Consider the following 17,605-nt stretch of genomic DNA (forward strand, 5'->3'; position numbering starts at 1 on the left):
CGCAAACGTGCGCGGATGCGTCGCGACCTCGCGCCGCACGCGCCGTGCTCATCGCATTCTCGGAGTCATCAAGTGAAAAAACACCATCTTGTCCTGCTGGCGTCCGTCGTTTCCCTCACGGCCTGCTCGAGTGCGTCGGGGCCGACGTACAACGCATACGAACTGCAGTCGCGAAACGGCATCCGGACGTTCCAGGTCGACTGCCACGGCATCCTGTCGACCGCGAAGACCTGCATGAAGGTCGCGACGCGCATGTGCGGCAACGAACCCGTGCGCCTGGTCGACACCACCACGCCGTACCGCGACGGCGCCGATCCGCATTCGATCGTGTTCCAGTGCGGTGCGGCGCCCGCGCCGGCCGCCGCGGCCGTCGCGCCGGCGCCCGCGCCGGTCGAGAAGGTGAGCCTGACCGGCGATGCGTACTTCGCGACCGACTCGGCCGCGCTGACGCCCGCGGCCACCGCCGCGCTCGACAAGCTGCTGAACCAGCAAGGCGACCGCCATTTCGCGCGCGTGGAAGTGGACGGCTATACCGACGCGACCGGTTCGGATGCGCACAATCAGGCGCTGTCGAAGCGCCGGGCGGATGCGGTCGCCGGATATTTGCGCGAGCACGGGCTGAAAGCGGATTCGTTTGCCGCGAACGGTCACGGCGAAGCGAATCCGGCGGCATCGAACGATACGGTCGAAGGACGGGCGCGCAATCGTCGCGTGGAAATCTCGCTGCAGAAGTAGGGCGCTGCGACAGAATTGCCGCAAGCGTGGCCGTCGAAGCACGACGGCTCGCTTGCGGCGATGATGCACGACGCAGACGGCGGCGGGAGGAAGATCCGTCGCGGCGTGTGCATGCGGAGTCCGTCGCCTGGCGACGACGCCCCGCATGCTGCCTTGCGTCCGGCACGCGGATCGCCATTCGCACCGGGCCGTGGATCGACGCTCAGTGCCTGATCACGCAGACGGCCACGATTTCGTATCCCGGGTCGGCATGCGCGCTCGCGGCCTTCTCCGCTTCGTCATACGAACCAAAGGAGGCGGCATCCTCGATGGCCGGCGCCATGCCGATGTCGCCGTCCTCGGCGGTGCAGAGGAACTGCTCGCCGGTCTTCACGACATAGATGGACATCATGATTCCCTCCAGGGTTTGCAGGGGGAAATTTCAGTCTAGCAGGCAGCAACGAAATCGGCGGCCGACGCGAATTCCGGCCGTCAATCGGGGCCGGTTCGTCGATTCGGCTCGCCGTGAAGGGCCGGATTCGCAGCCGTGGATCGGCGGGCGCGAAGCGGCGGCCGTGATGCGCGCGGCAGGGCGGAAAGCCGTGCACAATACGCGCATGCGAGCCCCCGATCTTGAATGCCTTGTCGCCGTCACCATGCCCTTCGGAAAATACAAGGGCCGACTCATCGCCGACCTGCCCGGCCCCTACCTCAACTGGCTGGCGCGCGAAGGGTTCCCGCGCGGCGAACTCGGCAGACAGCTCGCGCTCATGCACGAGATCGACCATAACGGCTTGCGGCACCTGCTGGAGCCGTTGCGCAAACCCGCGTAGCACGGCGTCGCGCCCAGCCGGTTGCCCGAACACGGTCCCGCGACTTCCTTCGCGTCCAACCGATCTGCGTGTTCAGGCGTTTTGCCCGCGCAGCAGCCACAGCGTCAATTCCCGGAGCTGATTGACCGTGACGCGTTCGCGCAGCAGGAACGTTCGCAGATACACCGCGCCGATGAGGCAGTGAAGCAACGGCATCGGGTCCGCATCCCTTTGCCACTCTCCCCGCTGCGTCGCGCGTTCGAAAATCTGCTGGACCGCGGAAAACCGGTTGGTCCACAGCCGGTGCAACTCGCTGGTGACGCCGACGTCGTTGTAGGTGGCGAGCACGAACTGGATCGCCGACCGGCCCACCCCGGTGCGCAAGTAGCGCACGGTTGCCGACATGAGCGCGACGAGATCCGCGTGCAGCGAACCCCGATTGGGGATCACGATGTTCTCGGCAAAAAGCTCGAACACGGCCTCCATCACCAGCCCTTCCTTGCTCTTCCAGCGGCGATAGATCGAACTCTCGTTCACGCCGGAAAGCGCGGCGACCGCGCCGATGCTGAGCCGCTCGAAACCGGATTCCTGCAATTGGGCGATGGTTGCCGCGACCACGGCATCGCGGACGCGTGCGCTGCGGCCGCCAGGGCGGCGGCGACGCGATGGCGATTGTGGTTCGGCGGAATTGGGCATGAGCGGATTTTACACGCGGCGTCGAGGGCTGATGGCGGGACGTTCCATGTCGAACCCGTGCCCGACCGAGCCGGGACGGGCTCGCTTGCGGTAAACGCTAATGCAAGTTTACTTGCATTAGTGGGCGGGATGCGAAAACATGTCGTCTCGTTCGATAGCGCTCAGGAGGTTGAATTGAAATCGGTGACGTTTTTCAAAGCCGGGACAGAGGTAACCGGCGAAGACATCCTCAGGATGGAAGTCAAAAGGGCGCGGCACATGATGGCCCTGTTGATGGACAAGCTCGGGGCGGACGGCATGGTAAAGGTGTTCGCGAAGGAGATCGCGGCACACGAGGCGAACGAGCGGGACTGGTCGCGGCGCGCCAATGGTCGCTTCCGTTCGTCGGTGGCCGAGGCGCACGTCGCGGCGGGCGACGGTGCGGCGTTCATCAAGTGGTTCTGGGACGGCTACCGCGGCCCGAACAGCGCCGCGATGCTGCGCGCTCACCCCGAACATCTCGGCGCGCTATCGCTTCCCGGCGAGCGCGTGGGCATTCTCGAAGTGCCGGGTCATACGCAGTTCCCCGCGTTGCTGAAGTTCCGACATCTGGACGACTGGAGCGGTGTCCCGATCGAACTGGCGCCCGATATGCCGCATCGCATGATGGGGCGAATCGAGTCGATCGACGGCGAGACGGTCGGGTATCTGCTGCATCAATTCAGGGATACGTCGCCGGGGTTCGATGCACGGCTGGAAATTTTCTGGCCGTCGACCGCGCCGGACGACTTGATTCGCGGTCACGCGGACCACCTGATGGTCGAGTGGTACAACTGGTTCGAACTCTACGCCCTCACGCGGACGCAACCGGACGACTTGATGCCGTTGGCCTTTTCCGTGAACGCATGACTTTCCGCGGGCTCGCCCGTTGCGGGCGGGCAGTCCAGCGCAGCGCCGTCATGTTTCGTCACGCGTTCAGTGGCAGGGCAGTATCGATGCATATCGATATGGATGACTGATAAAACGACGGATCGATATCGCCAGGATGGCTTTCGTCGTGTGTCGCGCATAAGTTTTTTAAGAATATTAATAAGCATGCCTATTAAATTAAAGGAGATATCGGATCATGAATCGGAAAAGGGGAGGCGGTTCGCTCATGCGGATGCAGGCGTCAGCCGCCATGTTGGTGGTCGGCGCGAGTGCGCATGCGCAAAGTACGGTCACGCTGTACGGCGTCGTCGATGCCGGTGTCATGTACACGAGTCGCAGCTTCGACGCGGGAACCGGGACGAACGGCGCCCATCGGATCTCGATGGCGGACGGCGGGATTTCCGGCTCCCACTTCGGGATAACCGGCGTAGAAGATCTCGGCGCAGGCACTAAGGCGATCTTTACGCTGGAAAGCGGTTTCACCATGAACAACGGCGCGCTGGGCAATTCGAACGGCAACCTGTTCGGACGACAGGCGTTCGTCGGCCTTTCGGGACGATTCGGGACCGTCAAGGCCGGCATGCAGTACTCGCCGTTCGGGCTTGCGATCGTCGACACGGACGCGCGGCACGCATCGTTCTTCGGCAGTCAGGCCGGCATCTACATGGGCAATTTTTTTGCGACGGGCATCTTCGTCGCCAATGCCGTGTCGTATACGAGCCCGACCGTGGCCGGTCTCCAGGCGAGCGCGCTGCTGGCGCTGGGCGGCGATCCCGGAAAATTTCAGGCCGGCCGTCAATACGCGGCGCGCTTGAGATACGCGTGGCGAAACTTGGTGGCCAACGCGGCGCTCTTCAGCGGCAATCCCGGCGGTTCGGCGAGTACGTCCACGCCGTTTCCATCGACGGTCGAATTCGCGGGCCGCACGATCGGCGCGGCGTACACGTGGGGCGCCGCGACGTTGAAGGGCTCGTATACGAGCTACAAGATCGCCCATTCCTTCAACGAGAAGGTGTACTCGGTCGGCGGCGAGTATTTGATCACGCCCGCGCTGTCCACCGACGCGGGTGTCTGGTACATGCGGGACAGCAACGATCCGGCCAGCCATGCGCTGCTGACGTCCGCCGGGCTGTACTACTTCCTGTCGAAGCGAACGACGTTGTATGGCGCCGCGGCCTTCGTGAACAACCATGGGTCGATGCATACGGGGTTCACGGTGAACGGCGCGCTCTACGCGCCGACCGGCGGCAGCGCCAGTTTCGTCGTTGGTGCGCGGCATCTCTTTTGAGCGCTGCGCGTCCGTCACGAATGGAAATCGCCGCGAGCGGCATGGCTCGCGGCGATTTCATGAGCACATCGGCGCGTACGGCTCGACATCCGGGCCGGCCCCCACGCCGCGCGCTGACCGGCGCGAGACGCGTGCCGATCAGCGTCCGCTGTCCGCGACCGGCGCGGGCAGTACCGTGCCATAGTTGGCGCCGAACCCGATTCGCGCAAAACCGTCACGCTCGCACCAGCCACGAAAGATCACGGTATCGCCGTCCTCGAGGAACGCGCGTGCTTCGCCGTTGCCGATGTCCACCGGGCGTGTTCCCCCCGACGTGAGTTCGATCAACGCGCCGGCTTCGCCCGGCGACGGTCCCGAAACGGTGCCGCTGCCGAGCAGGTCGCCGCTCTGGAGATTGCAGCCGCCCATCGTGTGATGCGCGATCATTTGCCCGAGCGTCCAGTATTGGTGTCGGAAACTGGTGTGCGTCAACGTACGCGGTGGCTGCCCTTGCGCGAGCTGCCGCGCGCTGAGGATCGACGCCTCGAGCCGGATATCGAACGCGCCGGCCTGCCGGTTGGCCTCGGCATCCAGATAGTCGAGCGGCTGCGGACGATCGGCCACGCGCGACCACGTCGTACGATAGGGCAACAACGCCTCGACCGTGACGAGCCACGGCGACAGGGTCGTCGCGAAGTTCTTCGCCAGGAACGGCCCGAGCGGCTGCATTTCCCACGCCTGGATATCGCGAGCGGACCAGTCGTTCAGCAGGCACAGTCCGAACAGGTGTTGCTGGGCATCGGCCAGCGGAATCGCGGTGCCGCGCGAATTGCCGGTGCCGATCACCGCCCCGACTTCCAGCTCGTAGTCGAGCTGGCGGCACGCGCCTCGAACGGGCGCGGACGACGGGTCGGGCCGATACTGTCCCACCGGCCGATAGACCTGCTGGCCGCTCACGTCGATCGACGACACGCGGCCGTGATACGCGATCGGCAGCCAGTCGAAATTCGGGCTGATCGCCATCCCGAGCGGGCGACTGCAGTTCAACGCGTGATCGAGCGAGGTGTAGAAGTCGGTGTAGTCGCCGATGCGCACGGGCACGGCATGTTCGGCTTCCGTCTGCGGCACCAGCATGTGACGCACGGTTTTTTCGTGCGGGCTGCCTGCTTCCAGCAATGCGAACAGCGCATGGCGCAACGCCTGCCACGCGGCGGGGCCCATATCGAGCAGCGCATTCAACGTCGTTGCCGTGGCGGTCCGAACGGCGTCGGCGGCCAGACCGTCGAGCACGCCTGCCTGCTGCAACGCCGCGAGATCGACGATCTGGTTGCCGATGGCGACTCCGCCGCGCCAGGGTTCGTCCCGTCCCGCGCGCCGAAAGATACCCAACGGCAGATTCTGCAACGGAAAGTCGGTTCCGGCCTCGTTGGCCGTATCCACCCAGCTGCGCCGGGTGACGTCGTGCGTGTGATTCAGTTCCATCGATATTCCTCGCATGAAGCGGTTCGATGCGGTCTCAAGCCGTGGCGTTGAGTGCATCGTCGAAGATGGCGACCGCGCGGGTCCAGCCCGCGGAGGCGCCGCGAATTTTGTGCGGGAAGCACGAGACAAAAAAACCGTGGGGCGGCAGCACCTCGAGGTTGTGAAGCTTCTCCAGATGGCAATAGCCGATATGGCGGCCAGCCTTGTGCCCCTCCCAGATCAGCGACGCGTCGTGCGTTTCGGCGTATTTCCGGGCCGTATGCACGAACGGCGCATCCCAGCTCCACGCGTCGGTGCCGGTCAGCCGGACGCCTCGTTCGAGCAGGTACAGGGTGGCGTCGAGGCCCATGCCGCAACCGCTCGATACGTAGTCGGGTTGACCGTAGCGCATCCCCGCGCGGGTGTTGACCACGACGATTTCCAGCGGCTTGAGGACGTGATCGATGCGCGCAAGTTCCGCTTCGACGTCGGCGGCGGTAACGACGTAGCCATCGGCCCGGTCGGTGAAATCCAGCTTCACGCCCGGCTGGAAACACCAGTCCAGCGGTACCTCGTCGATGGTGATCGCACGTTCGCGCTCGCCGGTCGATTCATTCATCGTGCTGTGAAAGTGATAAGGCGCATCGAGGTGGGTGCCGTTGTGCGTGCTCAAGCGGACGTGCTCGATCGCCCAGCCTTCGCTGTCCGGCAGGTCGTGTTCCTGCAACCCGGGAAAGAAGGCCGTCACGCTCTTGGCCGTCTCCTCGTGCGCCAGATAATGGATCGTGGGGCCGTAACCCGGCGGATCGGAAATGACGTCGTTTTCCAGATAGATCGAAAGATCGACGAAGCGTCGTGTCATGTTCGGGTACTCGTGGTTGGAGGGTGCGACCGTGGCCGCCGGCTCTGCAGTCCGGGTACGCGACGGGCATTCGCGTGTGCGGTCAACCGCGACGACCGGGGGCGCCCTCGCTCGTGTTATGATTGACTGTACGATCGTACAGTCAGTTTGATGCGAATGCAAACCGTCGTTGCCCGATGACCGGAACGACAGGTGCGAAGACCTGCACAGAATGGGGAGGACCATGCAAGCAAAGGAAACCACGAAGAAGGCGCCCGGCACGCGGGGCGGGGGGCGAACGCAGGACGCGGGGCAGACGAGCAAGCGCGAGCGCGTCCTCGACGTGGCGGAGCGCCTGTTCGCCGCAGGAGGGTTCGACGGGGTGTCGATGCGGGATATCGCGTCGGCGGCAGACGTCGGCTTGCCGCTGATCGTGTATCACTTCGAGACGAAGATGGGGCTGTACCGTGCGTTGTTCGAGCGCCGCAAAACCGTGCTTGACGCGCGGCTGGCGATGCTGCGCGAGCCGGTGGCCGCGGGGGAGGATCCGCTCGAGCACATCGTGCGCGCGTTCGTGCTGCCCGTCATGCAGATCCAGGGTACGGACGCCGGTCTTGCGTACGCGAAGCTCGTGGCACGCGAAGCATCCGATCCGCGCGAAGCGGAGCGCGGCATCGTCGCCGAATATTTCGACCCGTTTGCGGCCGAATTCGTCGGCGCGATCAGAAAGGCGCTCCCCGGCCATGGCGCCAGCTACGCCCACTGGGCCTACCTGTTCGCCGTCGGCGCGCTGGTGATGAGCGCGTTCGATAGCCGCATCGAGCGCATCTCGAACGGCAAGATCAAGGCCGGCGCGTTGAAGAGCAAGACCGCGCATCTGGTGACGTTCATTACCGCGGGCATTCGGGCGGGCGGAGCGTCGGTCTGATCGAGCGGAACGCCGGCATTCCATGGCGCCGCGCGTCATCTGCATCGCTGTTTCTTTCTGTCGTCACGTTATGCGGGATGCGGTCGAATCCCGTCGAGCAAACAATGGTCGAATATTTCCCCACCAACTATGTATGGAACCTGTCCGTCAACATCGCACTGGCGTCGGGCGGAAACAGCGGCGAGATCGACGCGGTGTGCCGTCCGTTGATCGACGCGTCGACACGAAGCGACGACGGCGCAACCGAAGCCTTCTTTCTGGCTTGGTGCGGGCTGGGCGATCGTCTTCGTGGGCTGGCGGAAGCCGACCTGGCTGCCGGCCGACGATTGAGCGCCGGCGCCAAATTCGGCCGTGCGGCGGTGTACTACCTGACGGGCGAGCGCATGACGCATCCGTCTTTCGAACCCCGCAGGGCTGCCTATGCGAAGGCGCTGCGCTGTTTCGCGCGGTTCGCCGAGCTTCACGAGAAAAATTGCGAGCGGGTCGAAGTCCCGTATCGCGGCACCACGCTCGCCGGCGTGTTCGTCGCGGCGCACGACAACGCATCGGCCGCCGCGCCGTGCGTGGTGTTCGCCAACGGTCTGGACAGTTTCAAGGAGACGATTTACGGCAGCGGCGTGCAGCAGGCGCTCGCGGCGCGCAACATTTCGAGCCTTGCGATCGATCAACCGGGCACCGGCGAAGCGCTGCGCGTGAACGGGTTGACCGCGTTGATCGAATCGGAGGTGTGGGCGGGGGCCGTCGCCGACTACCTGGCGCGACGTAACGACGTCGACAGTCGGATGCTCGGCATGTGCGCGTGGTCGCTCGGCGGGTACTACGCGCCGCGCGCGGTCGCGATCGACAAGCGTTTCCGGCTGTGTGTCGCGTGGGGCGCGAATTTCAACTGGGGCGAACTGCAGCGACGCCGTCTCGCGCGGGAGGGCGACAATCCGGTGCCGCATTACTGGGATCATGTCCGATGGGTATGGGGCAAGACCACGCTTGAAGAATTCATGGCCTTCTCGGAGCGGATCACGCTGGCTCCGGTCATCGACGAGGTCACGGTTCCGTTCCTGATCGTCCACGGGGACGCCGACCGGCAGATTCCGCGGGAATACGCGATCCAGCAGTATCAGGGTGCGGTGAACAGCCCGAAGCGCGAGTTGAAATTCTTCACCGCGGCGGAAGGGGGCGTCGAGCACTGCAGCGCGGACAACGTGACGAACGTTCGCGACTATATCGCCGACTGGATTGCCGAGACGTACAGGGAACTGGGCGCGACACACGTGGAAACATGAGCCGCGCTGCCGAGGCAGGAGGTGGCAGGAGCCGCCGCGATCGACGTGCGCCGCCGGGCTTGCACCGCGAAACGCCGGTCGACTCGTCGATTCCCCGGGAGGCGCAACCGACAGGACGGGCCCCTCCCCGCCGCCTGTCCATGACGCCCGCAGGGTCGTCATGGAAAACTGTATGAATATACAGTATAGTACCCGTCGAACTCGAGCCGCGCAGGTCCAACCCTTGCGGCCCGTGCGCCGCGCCTGCGGGCATCCGCCGCAGCGTTCCGGCACCGTGAACTCTGGCTAACTCATTCAGACGGGCAGGCAAATTGTCATCCAGCAATCTGATCCGCATTCGCGGAGCACGTCAGCACAACCTCAAGAATCTCGATCTCGACCTGCGCACCGGTGAAATGACGGTCGTGACCGGCCCGTCGGGCTCCGGCAAGTCGAGTCTCGTGTTCGACACGCTGTACGCGGAAGGCCAGCGGCGCTACGTCGAAACCTTCAGCGCGTACGCGCGGCAGTTCCTCGACCGGATGGATCGCCCGCAGGTCGAGCGCGTCGACGGCGTGCCGCCCGCGATCGCGATCGACCAGACCAACCCGGTGCGCAGCTCGCGGTCGACCGTCGGCACGATGACCGAGCTGAACGACCACCTGAAGCTGCTGTACGCGCGCGCGGCCGAGCTGTTCGACCGCAAGACCGCGCGGCAGGTGCGGCACGACACGCCGGAGACGATTTACGCGGAGCTCGTCGCGCGCACGCGCGCCGACGATCCGCGCGTCGTCGTCACGTTCCCGGTCGAATTGCCGGAAGCGGTGTCCGACGAGGAAATCGCGCAGTGGCTGTCGGCGAGCGGCTACACGCGCGTGCAGGCGCAGCGCGAAGTCGCGTCGCCCACCGGGCCGCGCAAGATGCTCGACGTGGTGGCCGACCGCTTTCGCGTGCAGCAGGCCGACAAGGTGCGGGTGGTCGAGGCGATCGAGGCGTCGCTGAAGCGCGGCGGCGGCCGCGTGAACGTGTACGTGCTGGCGGCGGAAGCGGAAAACGCGACGGCCGAGCCGTTGATCTGGCGCTTCTCCACCGGGCTCCACGATCCCGACAGCGACCTGCGCTACGCGGAGCCGCAAGCCGCGCTGTTCTCGTTCAACTCGGCGTACGGCGCGTGCGAAACCTGCCGCGGCTTCGGCCGCGTGATCGGCGTCGATCTCGGCCTCGTGATTCCCGACGCGCGCAAGACGCTGCGTGGCGGCGCGATCAAGCCGATGCAGACGCCCGCATGGAAAGAGTGCCAGGACGACCTGATGCGCTACGCGGCGAAGGCCGGCATCCGGCGCGACGTGGCGTGGTCCGAGCTGACGGACGCCGAGCGCGACTGGGTCGTCAACGGGTCGCCGGACTGGAACGGCAAGTGGCAAAGCCAGTGGTACGGCGTGAAGCGCTTCTTCGGTTATCTCGAATCGAAAGCGTACAAGATGCACATCCGCGTGCTGCTGTCGAAATACCGCAGTTATACGCCGTGCGACGTGTGCGGCGGTGCGCGCCTGAAGACGGAATCGCTGCAATGGCGGCTCGGCTCGAAAGAGAACGCGGACGCCGTGCTCGCGCCGGCCGACCGCTTCATGCCGCGCGGCGTCGACTGGAGCCGCGCGCAACTCGAAGCGCTGCCTGGCCTGACCGTCCACGACCTGATGCTGCTGCCGATCGAGCGCATCCGGCGCTTCTTCGACGACATCGTCCTGCCGAGCGTGCTGCTCGACGACGCATTGAAGCTGTTGCTCGCCGAGGTGCGCACGCGCCTGAAATATCTGTGCGACGTCGGGCTCGGCTACCTGACGCTCGACCGGCAAAGCCGCACGCTGTCGGGCGGCGAGGTGCAGCGGATCAACCTGACGACGGCGCTCGGCACGTCGCTCACGAAAACCCTGTTCGTGCTCGACGAACCGAGCATCGGGCTGCATCCGCGCGACCTCACGCGGATCGTCGAGGCGATGCAGCGGCTGCGCGACGCGGGCAATACGCTGGTCGTGGTCGAGCACGATCCGTCGGTGATGCTCGCGGCCGATCGCTTGATCGACATGGGCCCCGGCCCGGGCGAGCGCGGCGGCACGATCGTCTATGACGGCACGCCGGCCGACATCCGGTCCGCGCACACGCTGACGGGCGAGTATCTCGGCGGCCGCAAGCAGGTCGCGCATGCGTCGAACTGGGCGCGCCGCGTGGTCGACGCCAACACGCCGCGCATCGTGCTCGAAGGCGCGACCGAACACAACCTGCGCGACGTCACGGTCGAGATTCCGCTGCAGCGGCTCGTGTGCGTGACGGGCGTATCCGGCTCCGGCAAATCCACGCTGCTGCAGGACGTGCTGTATCCGGCGATGGCGCGGCACCACGGCAAGGCGACCGAGTCGCCGGGCGCGTACCGCAGCCTCACGGGCGCCGACCAGGTCGGCGACGTCGTGTTCGTCGACCAGTCGCCGATCGGCAAGACCACACGCTCGAACCCGGCTAGCTACGTCGGCGCATTCGACGAAATCCGCAAGCTGTTCGCGAAGGCGCCGCTCGCGCTGCAGCGCGGCTACGGCGCCGGCACGTTCAGCTTCAACTCGGGCGACGGCCGTTGCCCGACCTGCGGCGGCTCGGGCTTCGAACACATCGAAATGCAGTTCCTGAGCGACGTCTACCTGCGTTGCCCGGATTGCGACGGCAGCCGCTACCGCGCCGAGATTCTCGAAGTGCGCATCGAGCGCGACGGCCGCGCGCTGAACATCGCCGACGTGCTCGATCTCACCGTCAGCGAGGCAGCCGCGTTCTTCGCGACCGACGCCGAGGTGCTGCGCGTGCTGCAGCCGATCGTCGACGTCGGCCTCGAGTACGTGAAGCTCGGCCAGCCGGTGCCGACGCTGTCGGGCGGGGAAGCACAGCGCCTGAAGCTCGCCGGCTTCCTCGCCGAATCGGCGGCGGCGGCCAACGGGCGCCGGGTCGCGACGGAAGAAGCGCGCATCGCGCGTGCGAAGCTGTTCATGTTCGACGAGCCGACCACCGGGCTGCACTTCGACGACATCGCGAAGCTGATGCAGGCGTTCGGCAAGCTGCTTGCCGCCGGCCATTCGCTGATCGTGATCGAGCACAACCTCGACGTGATCCGCGCGGCCGACTGGCTGATCGACCTCGGCCCGGAAGGCGGCGACGGCGGTGGCCTCGTGCTGTGCGCCGGCACGCCCGACGACGTGAAGGCCTGCGCCGCATCGCATACCGGCGTGGCGCTGCTGCAGTACGACCGCGAGATGGATGGCGAGGCGGTGCGCGCCGACGAAGGCGTGCCGCTGCAGGCCGTGCTGAACGCGGCGCGCGCGCGCCGGGCGATCGAAGGCGAGGACGTCGTGCGGATCGTCAACGCGCGCGAGCACAACCTGAAGTCGCTCGACGTCGACATCCCGCACGGCAAGTTCAACGTGATCACCGGCGTATCGGGTTCCGGCAAGTCGACGCTCGCGTTCGACATCCTGTTCCACGAAGGCCAGCGCCGCTACCTCGAATCGCTGAACGCGTATGCGCGCTCGATCGTGCAGCCGGCCGGCCGTCCCGAGGTCGACGCGGTGTACGGCATCCCGCCGACCGTCGCGATCGAGCAGCGGCTGTCGCGCGGCGGGCGCAAGAGCACGGTCGCGACCACGTCCGAGGTGTGGCATTTCCTGCGGCTGCTGTATGTGAAGCTCGGCCTGCAGCACTGCATCCACGACGGCACGCCGGTCACGTCGCAATCCGTCGAATCGATCGCCGCGCAACTGCTGCGCGATCATCGCGGCGAGCACGTCGGGCTGCTCGCGCCGCTCGTCGTCAACCGCAAGGGCGTGTATACGGATCTCGCGAAGTGGGCGAAGGCGCGCGGCAGCACGCATCTGCGGGTGGACGGCGAGTTCGTCACGGTCGATCCGTGGCCGAAGCTCGACCGTTTCCGCGAGCACACGATCGAATTGCCGGTGGCCGATATCGTCGTGTCGCCGGACAACGAAGCCGAGTTGCGGCGCAGGCTCGACGAGACGCTCGAGCTCGGCAAGGGCGTGATGCACCTGCTCGCGCCGCTCGACGGGCTGCACGATGCGATGCGGAACGATCATTCGACCGCGCAGGTCGGCGCGGTCAAGGTGCTGTCGGTCAAGCGCGCGTGCCCGGTGTGCGGCACGAGCTATCCGGAGCTGGACCCGCGGATGTTCTCGTACAACAGCAAGCACGGCTGGTGCACGACCTGTGTCGGCACCGGCGTCACGCTCACGCGCGAACAGCGCGCCGCGTACGACGACACGGTGCTCGCCGGCGACGATCGCGGCCGCGAGCAAACCTTGCCGTCGGACGAGCAGGAACCGGAAGGCGTCGGCAACGAGCCGTGCCCGGACTGCCACGGCACGCGGCTGAATCCGTCCGCACGCGCGGTCACGTTCGACGCGCATCCGATCGTCGAGGTCGCGCAATGGACGGTGTCGGATACGCGCCGCTGGATCGATGCGCTCGAACTCACCGGGCGCGACGCGCAGATCGCGCGCGACATCGTCAGCGAGATCGGCAGCCGCCTCGCGTTTCTCGAGGAGGTCGGGCTCGGCTATCTGAGCCTCGATCGTGCGGCGCCGAGCCTGTCGGGCGGCGAAGCGCAGCGCATCCGGCTCGCCGCGCAGCTCGGCAGCAACCTGCAGGGCGTGTGCTACGTGCTCGACGAGCCGACGATCGGCCTGCATCCGCGCGACAACCAGATCCTGCTCGACGCATTGCGCAAGCTCGGCGACAAGGGCAATACGCTGGTCGTCGTCGAGCATGACGAGGACACGATCCGCCGCGCGGATCACATCATCGACGTCGGCCCGGGCGCCGGCAAGCGCGGCGGCACGCTGGTCGCGCAAGGCGCGGTCGCCGACCTCGCGGCGCAGGCCGATTCGGTGACGGGGCGCCTGCTCGCGCAGCCGATGACGCATCCGTTGCAGCCGCGCCGCAGCGTGAGCCTGCCGGGCAAGAAGGGCGGTGCGGCCGTGCCGGAAGCGTGGCTGACCGTCCATGGCGCCCGGCTGCACAACCTGCGCGACGTCACGGTCGGCATTCCGCTCGCGCGGCTCGTCGCGGTGACGGGCGTCAGCGGGTCGGGCAAGTCGACGCTCGCGCGCGACGTGCTGATGACGAACCTGCTGGATGCGGTCGGCCGCTCGGTGCTGTCGTCGCCGGCCACGCGGCGTGCGCGCAAGGCCGCGCAGCAGGACGCGCCGGCCACCAATCGCCGTTCGAGCGTCCTGGCGCGCAGCGCACCGCGGCCGTCGCTGAACGTCACGCACGCATGGCAGGGTTGCGAATCGCTGAGCGGCTGGGAGCAGATCGATCGCGTGCTCGAAGTCGACCAGACGCCGATCGGCAAGACGCCGCGTTCGTGTCCGGCCACCTATATCGGCGTGTGGGACACGATCCGCAAGCTGTTCGCCGATACGCTCGAGGCGCGCGCACGCGGCTATACGGCATCGCGTTTCTCGTTCAATACCGGCGATGGGCGCTGCCCTGCCTGCGAAGGGCAAGGCGTGCGCACGATCGGCATGAGTTTCCTGCCCGACGTCAAGGTGCCGTGCGACGTGTGCCACGGGCAGCGCTTCAATCCGGAAACGCTCGCCGTCACGTGGCGCGGCCGGAACATCGGCGACGTGTTGACGATGGAGATCGACGAGGCGGTGGAGTTCTTCGCGCCGATTTCGAACATCGCGCATCCGTTGCAATTGATGAAGGACGTCGGGCTCGGCTATCTGACGCTCGGTCAGCCGTCGCCGACGCTGTCCGGCGGCGAAGCACAGCGCATCAAGCTCGTCACCGAGCTGACGAAGGTGCGCGACGACATCACGCGGCGCGGCCAGAAGGCGCCGCATACGCTGTACGTGCTCGACGAGCCGACGGTCGGCCTGCATATGGCCGACGTCGCGAAGCTGATCCGTGTGCTGCATCGGCTGGTCGATGCCGGGCATAGCGTCGTCGTGATCGAGCACGACCTCGACGTGATCGCGGAAGCCGACTGGATCATCGATCTTGGGCCGGAAGGCGGCGTGGGCGGCGGCACGATCGTCGCGGCGGCGCCGCCGGAAGCGCTCGCGAAGGTGAGCGCGAGCCATACGGGGCAGGCGTTGAAGCCGGTGCTCGCACGAACGGCCAGCGAAGACGATGAAGCGGAGCAGCAGGGCGCGGCGCGGGTCGGCTGAACGCATCGTGTCCGGTGAGCGGCCCCGGTGCCTGGCGAGGCATCGGGGCCGCGCGTGTTTCGTCGTTCATGTCGACGCGCTCAACTCCCGTTGACGCCGATCGTCTCGATGATGGTCTCCAGTTGCGGGCTCATCGGCAGGTTCAGACTCAAGCCCGACGGAAGCGGGCGCAGGAACCAGCGCTTGTACTGACGCGCGATCTCGCCGTCGGCGGCCAATTCCTGGAACGTGGTTTTCACGACCTGCGCGAGTTGCGGATCGTCCTTGCGGAACATGATTCCGTACGGGTCGTACGAAAGAAAGTCGCCGACCACGTCGTACTGGCCACCCTTGCCCGCATTCTCGGCAATGAGGCCGTACAGCAGCACGTCGTCCGTCGCGAACGCGTCGGCGCCGCCATTCGCGACGAGCGCGAAACCCTGCGCATGGTCCGGCACCACCTGTAGCTGGATCCCGAGCCGGAACTTGTCGTTCAGGTCGCGCAGCGCCTTCTCGTTGGTCGTACCGGCCGTCACCGCGACTTTCTTGCCCGCGAGGTCGCGGAACGAGCGGATCGGCGCGCCGCGTTTCACCATCACCTTCGTGCCGGCCACGAAGATGACCGGCGAGAACGCCACGCGTTTCTGGCGCTCGAGGTTGCTGGTCGTGGAGCCGCATTCCAGATCGACTTTCCCGCTGACCACCGCGTCGATGCGGGTGTCGGACGTGACCGGCACCCAGCGGATCGTCAGGCTCCGGTTGATCGCATCCTCGATCGACGACACGAGCGCCTTGCATAGCTCGATCGAATAGCCGATCGGCTGGTTGCGCGCGTTCAGGTACGAAAACGGTATCGACGCGTCGCGATAGCCGAGCGCGATCGTCCCGCTGCCGCGCACCTTCGCGAGCGTGCCGGTCAGTTGGGCCGGCGCGAACGGCTCGACGCGCGGCAGCGTCGAAGGCGCATCTTCCGCGCGCGCGGTCGCGCCCGTCGCAAGCAGGCCCGCGAGCGCGAGCGCACGCCAGAATCGCTGCATCTTCATCGCCGGGCCTCCGTCAGACTTCCGTCGGATGTGCGATCGTCGCTTCCTGTTCCGCTTCGATGCGCGCCGCGTTGGCTTCGGCTTCCGCTTCCGACAGGAGCTGGCCTTCCCATTTCGCGACCACCGCGCTCGCGATCGAGTTGCCCACCGCATTGGTGGCCGAGCGGCCCATGTCGAGGAACGTGTCGACGCCGAGAATCAGCAGCAGCCCGGCCTCCGGAAGCCCGAACTGGTGCAGCGTGGCCGCGATCACGACGAGCGATGCGCGCGGCACGCCGGCCATCCCCTTCGACGTGAGCATCAGGACCAGCAGCATCGTGATCTGCGTGCCGAGCGACAGGTGCATGTTGTACGCCTGCGCGATGAACAGCGACGCGAACGTGCAGTACATCATCGAGCCGTCGAGGTTGAACGAATAGCCCATCGGCATCACGAAGCTCGAGATCTTGCGCTTCACGCCGAAGCGGTCGAGCGCATCGAGGATCTTCGGGTACGCGGCTTCGGAGCTGGCCGTCGCGAACGACAGCATGAACGCTTCCTTGATCAGCACCAGCAGCTTGAACACGCGCGGCCCGAGGAACACGAGCCCCGCACAGACGAGCAGTGCCCAGAGCAGGAACAGGCTCACGTAGAAGTCGCCCATGAACACCGCGAACTTCAGCAGTACCGACAGCCCGTTGACCGCGACGGTCGCGGCCATCGCGGCCATCACCGCGAGCGGCGCGAGCTTCATCACGTAGCCGGTGATCTTGAGCATCACGTGCGACAGCTGGTCGATCGCGGCGATGAGGACCTTGCCGCGGTCGCCGAGTGCGGCGAGCGCGACGCCGAAGAACATCGAGAACACGACGATCTGCAGGATCTCGTTGTTCGCCATCGCCTCGGCGAACGACTTCGGCACCATGTGGCCGACGAAATCCTTCAGCGTGAACTTGGACGTCGCGAGGTTCGCGGAGGCGCCGATGTCCGGCAGCGGCAAGCCGAGATTGTCGCCGGGCCGCAGCAGGTTCGCCATCAGCAGCCCGAGCAGCAGCGAAACCAGCGACGCGGTGATGAACCAGGCGATCGATTTCGCGAACACGCGTCCGACCGACGCCGCGTCGCCCATGTGCGCGATGCCGACGACCAGCGTGGAGAAGACGAGCGGCCCGATCACCATCTTGATCAGGCGCAGGAACACGTCGGAGACGAGCGAGATGTACCCGGCGACTTCGGCGGCGGCCTTCTTGTCCGGAAAGCTCGTGAAGACCATGTAGCCGATCGCGATGCCTGCCACCATCGCGATCAGGATCCAGACGGCTGCAGCATTCTTTTTGCGCATCGTGAGCCTCCCATGCAGCGGTTTCGCAATCGGGGGATGGAAGGACGATACAGGACCAGAATGACGATGAACAGTGCAACCGGGTTCGGGTTTGCGCTAGCGCCGGGTGATGGCCGGTCCGGGCGACGGCGATTGCACCGGTGGCGCT

The 17,605-nt window shown here is 66.2% G+C and carries 13 protein-coding genes; 7 read left to right on the top strand and 6 right to left on the bottom strand.

Annotated features, from left to right (window positions below; translation table 11 throughout):
- The first annotated feature begins 72 nt into the window (after nucleotides 1–72).
- Nucleotides 73–735 (top strand): OmpA family protein, encoded by a 663-nt coding sequence (locus tag H0X91_RS01360; RefSeq protein ID WP_006498034.1) that lies wholly within the window; start codon nucleotides 73–75, stop codon nucleotides 733–735.
- Nucleotides 736–937: 202 nt separating this feature from the next.
- On the opposite strand, the gene H0X91_RS01365 is transcribed toward H0X91_RS01360, so the two are convergent.
- A complete protein-coding gene (locus H0X91_RS01365) occupies nucleotides 938–1,126 on the bottom strand; it encodes a hypothetical protein (protein ID WP_020980031.1) in 189 nt (62 codons plus the stop codon).
- Nucleotides 1,127–1,331: 205 nt separating this feature from the next.
- Between H0X91_RS01365 and H0X91_RS01370 the strand changes: the two genes are divergently transcribed.
- Nucleotides 1,332–1,547, top strand: coding sequence for a DUF3820 family protein (locus H0X91_RS01370; protein WP_058903869.1), 216 nt, complete (start codon nucleotides 1,332–1,334; stop codon nucleotides 1,545–1,547).
- A gap of 72 nt (nucleotides 1,548–1,619) precedes the next feature.
- On the opposite strand, the gene H0X91_RS01375 is transcribed toward H0X91_RS01370, so the two are convergent.
- A complete protein-coding gene (locus H0X91_RS01375; protein WP_080322811.1) occupies nucleotides 1,620–2,222 on the bottom strand; it encodes a TetR/AcrR family transcriptional regulator in 603 nt (200 codons plus the stop codon).
- A 183-nt stretch (nucleotides 2,223–2,405) separates the two neighbouring features.
- Between H0X91_RS01375 and H0X91_RS01380 the strand changes: the two genes are divergently transcribed.
- Together H0X91_RS01380 and H0X91_RS01385 are read left to right on the top strand one after the other, a co-directional pair.
- Complete coding sequence (locus H0X91_RS01380; RefSeq protein ID WP_227746406.1) at nucleotides 2,406–3,110, top strand: hypothetical protein; 705 nt, start codon at nucleotides 2,406–2,408, stop codon at nucleotides 3,108–3,110.
- 217 nt (nucleotides 3,111–3,327) lie between these two features.
- The gene (locus H0X91_RS01385) at nucleotides 3,328–4,419 is read left to right on the top strand and encodes a porin (protein WP_124551026.1); all 1,092 of its coding nucleotides are present in this window, start codon (nucleotides 3,328–3,330) and stop codon (nucleotides 4,417–4,419) included.
- 138 nt (nucleotides 4,420–4,557) lie between these two features.
- Here the strand turns inward: H0X91_RS01385 and fahA are convergent, their stop codons facing one another.
- Together fahA and H0X91_RS01395 are read right to left on the bottom strand one after the other, a co-directional pair.
- Entirely contained in the window at nucleotides 4,558–5,880 is a 1,323-nt protein-coding gene (fahA, locus tag H0X91_RS01390; RefSeq protein WP_196432739.1) for a fumarylacetoacetase, read from the bottom strand.
- A 34-nt stretch (nucleotides 5,881–5,914) separates the two neighbouring features.
- A complete protein-coding gene (locus tag H0X91_RS01395) occupies nucleotides 5,915–6,721 on the bottom strand; it encodes a cyclase family protein (RefSeq protein WP_196432740.1) in 807 nt (268 codons plus the stop codon).
- 223 nt (nucleotides 6,722–6,944) lie between these two features.
- On the opposite strand from H0X91_RS01395, the gene H0X91_RS01400 reads away from it, so the two are divergent.
- The 3 genes from H0X91_RS01400 (at nucleotide 6,945) to uvrA (ending at nucleotide 15,114) form a co-directional block, all read left to right on the top strand.
- Entirely contained in the window at nucleotides 6,945–7,628 is a 684-nt protein-coding gene (locus H0X91_RS01400) for a TetR/AcrR family transcriptional regulator (RefSeq protein ID WP_059723876.1), read from the top strand.
- A 104-nt stretch (nucleotides 7,629–7,732) separates the two neighbouring features.
- A complete protein-coding gene (locus tag H0X91_RS01405; protein ID WP_196432741.1) occupies nucleotides 7,733–8,908 on the top strand; it encodes an alpha/beta hydrolase family protein in 1,176 nt (391 codons plus the stop codon).
- A gap of 311 nt (nucleotides 8,909–9,219) precedes the next feature.
- Complete coding sequence (uvrA, locus tag H0X91_RS01410; protein WP_196432742.1) at nucleotides 9,220–15,114, top strand: excinuclease ABC subunit UvrA; 5,895 nt, start codon at nucleotides 9,220–9,222, stop codon at nucleotides 15,112–15,114.
- A gap of 80 nt (nucleotides 15,115–15,194) precedes the next feature.
- Here the strand turns inward: uvrA and H0X91_RS01415 are convergent, their stop codons facing one another.
- Nucleotides 15,195–16,136, bottom strand: a complete 942-nt coding sequence (locus tag H0X91_RS01415; protein ID WP_196432743.1) for an amino acid ABC transporter substrate-binding protein — start codon at nucleotides 16,134–16,136, stop codon at nucleotides 15,195–15,197.
- 13 nt (nucleotides 16,137–16,149) lie between these two features.
- Entirely contained in the window at nucleotides 16,150–17,457 is a 1,308-nt protein-coding gene (locus tag H0X91_RS01420) for a dicarboxylate/amino acid:cation symporter (RefSeq protein ID WP_006485551.1), read from the bottom strand.
- Between the last annotated feature and the right edge of the window lie 148 nt (nucleotides 17,458–17,605).

The sequence above is a fragment of the Burkholderia sp. 9777_1386 genome (assembly GCF_015712265.1).
Classification (GTDB): domain Bacteria; phylum Pseudomonadota; class Gammaproteobacteria; order Burkholderiales; family Burkholderiaceae; genus Burkholderia; species Burkholderia cenocepacia.

Coding starts and splice junctions, on each gene's coding strand:
- H0X91_RS01365 (WP_020980031.1), bottom strand. CDS start 1,126: ATGATGTCCATCTATGTCGTGAAGACCGGCGAGCAGTTCCTCTGCACC.
- H0X91_RS01370 (WP_058903869.1), top strand. CDS start 1,332: ATGCGAGCCCCCGATCTTGAATGCCTTGTCGCCGTCACCATGCCCTTC.
- H0X91_RS01375 (WP_080322811.1), bottom strand. CDS start 2,222: ATGCCCAATTCCGCCGAACCACAATCGCCATCGCGTCGCCGCCGCCCT.
- H0X91_RS01385 (WP_124551026.1), top strand. CDS start 3,328: ATGAATCGGAAAAGGGGAGGCGGTTCGCTCATGCGGATGCAGGCGTCA.
- fahA (WP_196432739.1), bottom strand. CDS start 5,880: ATGGAACTGAATCACACGCACGACGTCACCCGGCGCAGCTGGGTGGAT.
- H0X91_RS01395 (WP_196432740.1), bottom strand. CDS start 6,721: ATGACACGACGCTTCGTCGATCTTTCGATCTATCTGGAAAACGACGTC.
- H0X91_RS01400 (WP_059723876.1), top strand. CDS start 6,945: ATGCAAGCAAAGGAAACCACGAAGAAGGCGCCCGGCACGCGGGGCGGG.
- H0X91_RS01405 (WP_196432741.1), top strand. CDS start 7,733: ATGGTCGAATATTTCCCCACCAACTATGTATGGAACCTGTCCGTCAAC.
- H0X91_RS01415 (WP_196432743.1), bottom strand. CDS start 16,136: ATGAAGATGCAGCGATTCTGGCGTGCGCTCGCGCTCGCGGGCCTGCTT.
- H0X91_RS01420 (WP_006485551.1), bottom strand. CDS start 17,457: ATGCGCAAAAAGAATGCTGCAGCCGTCTGGATCCTGATCGCGATGGTG.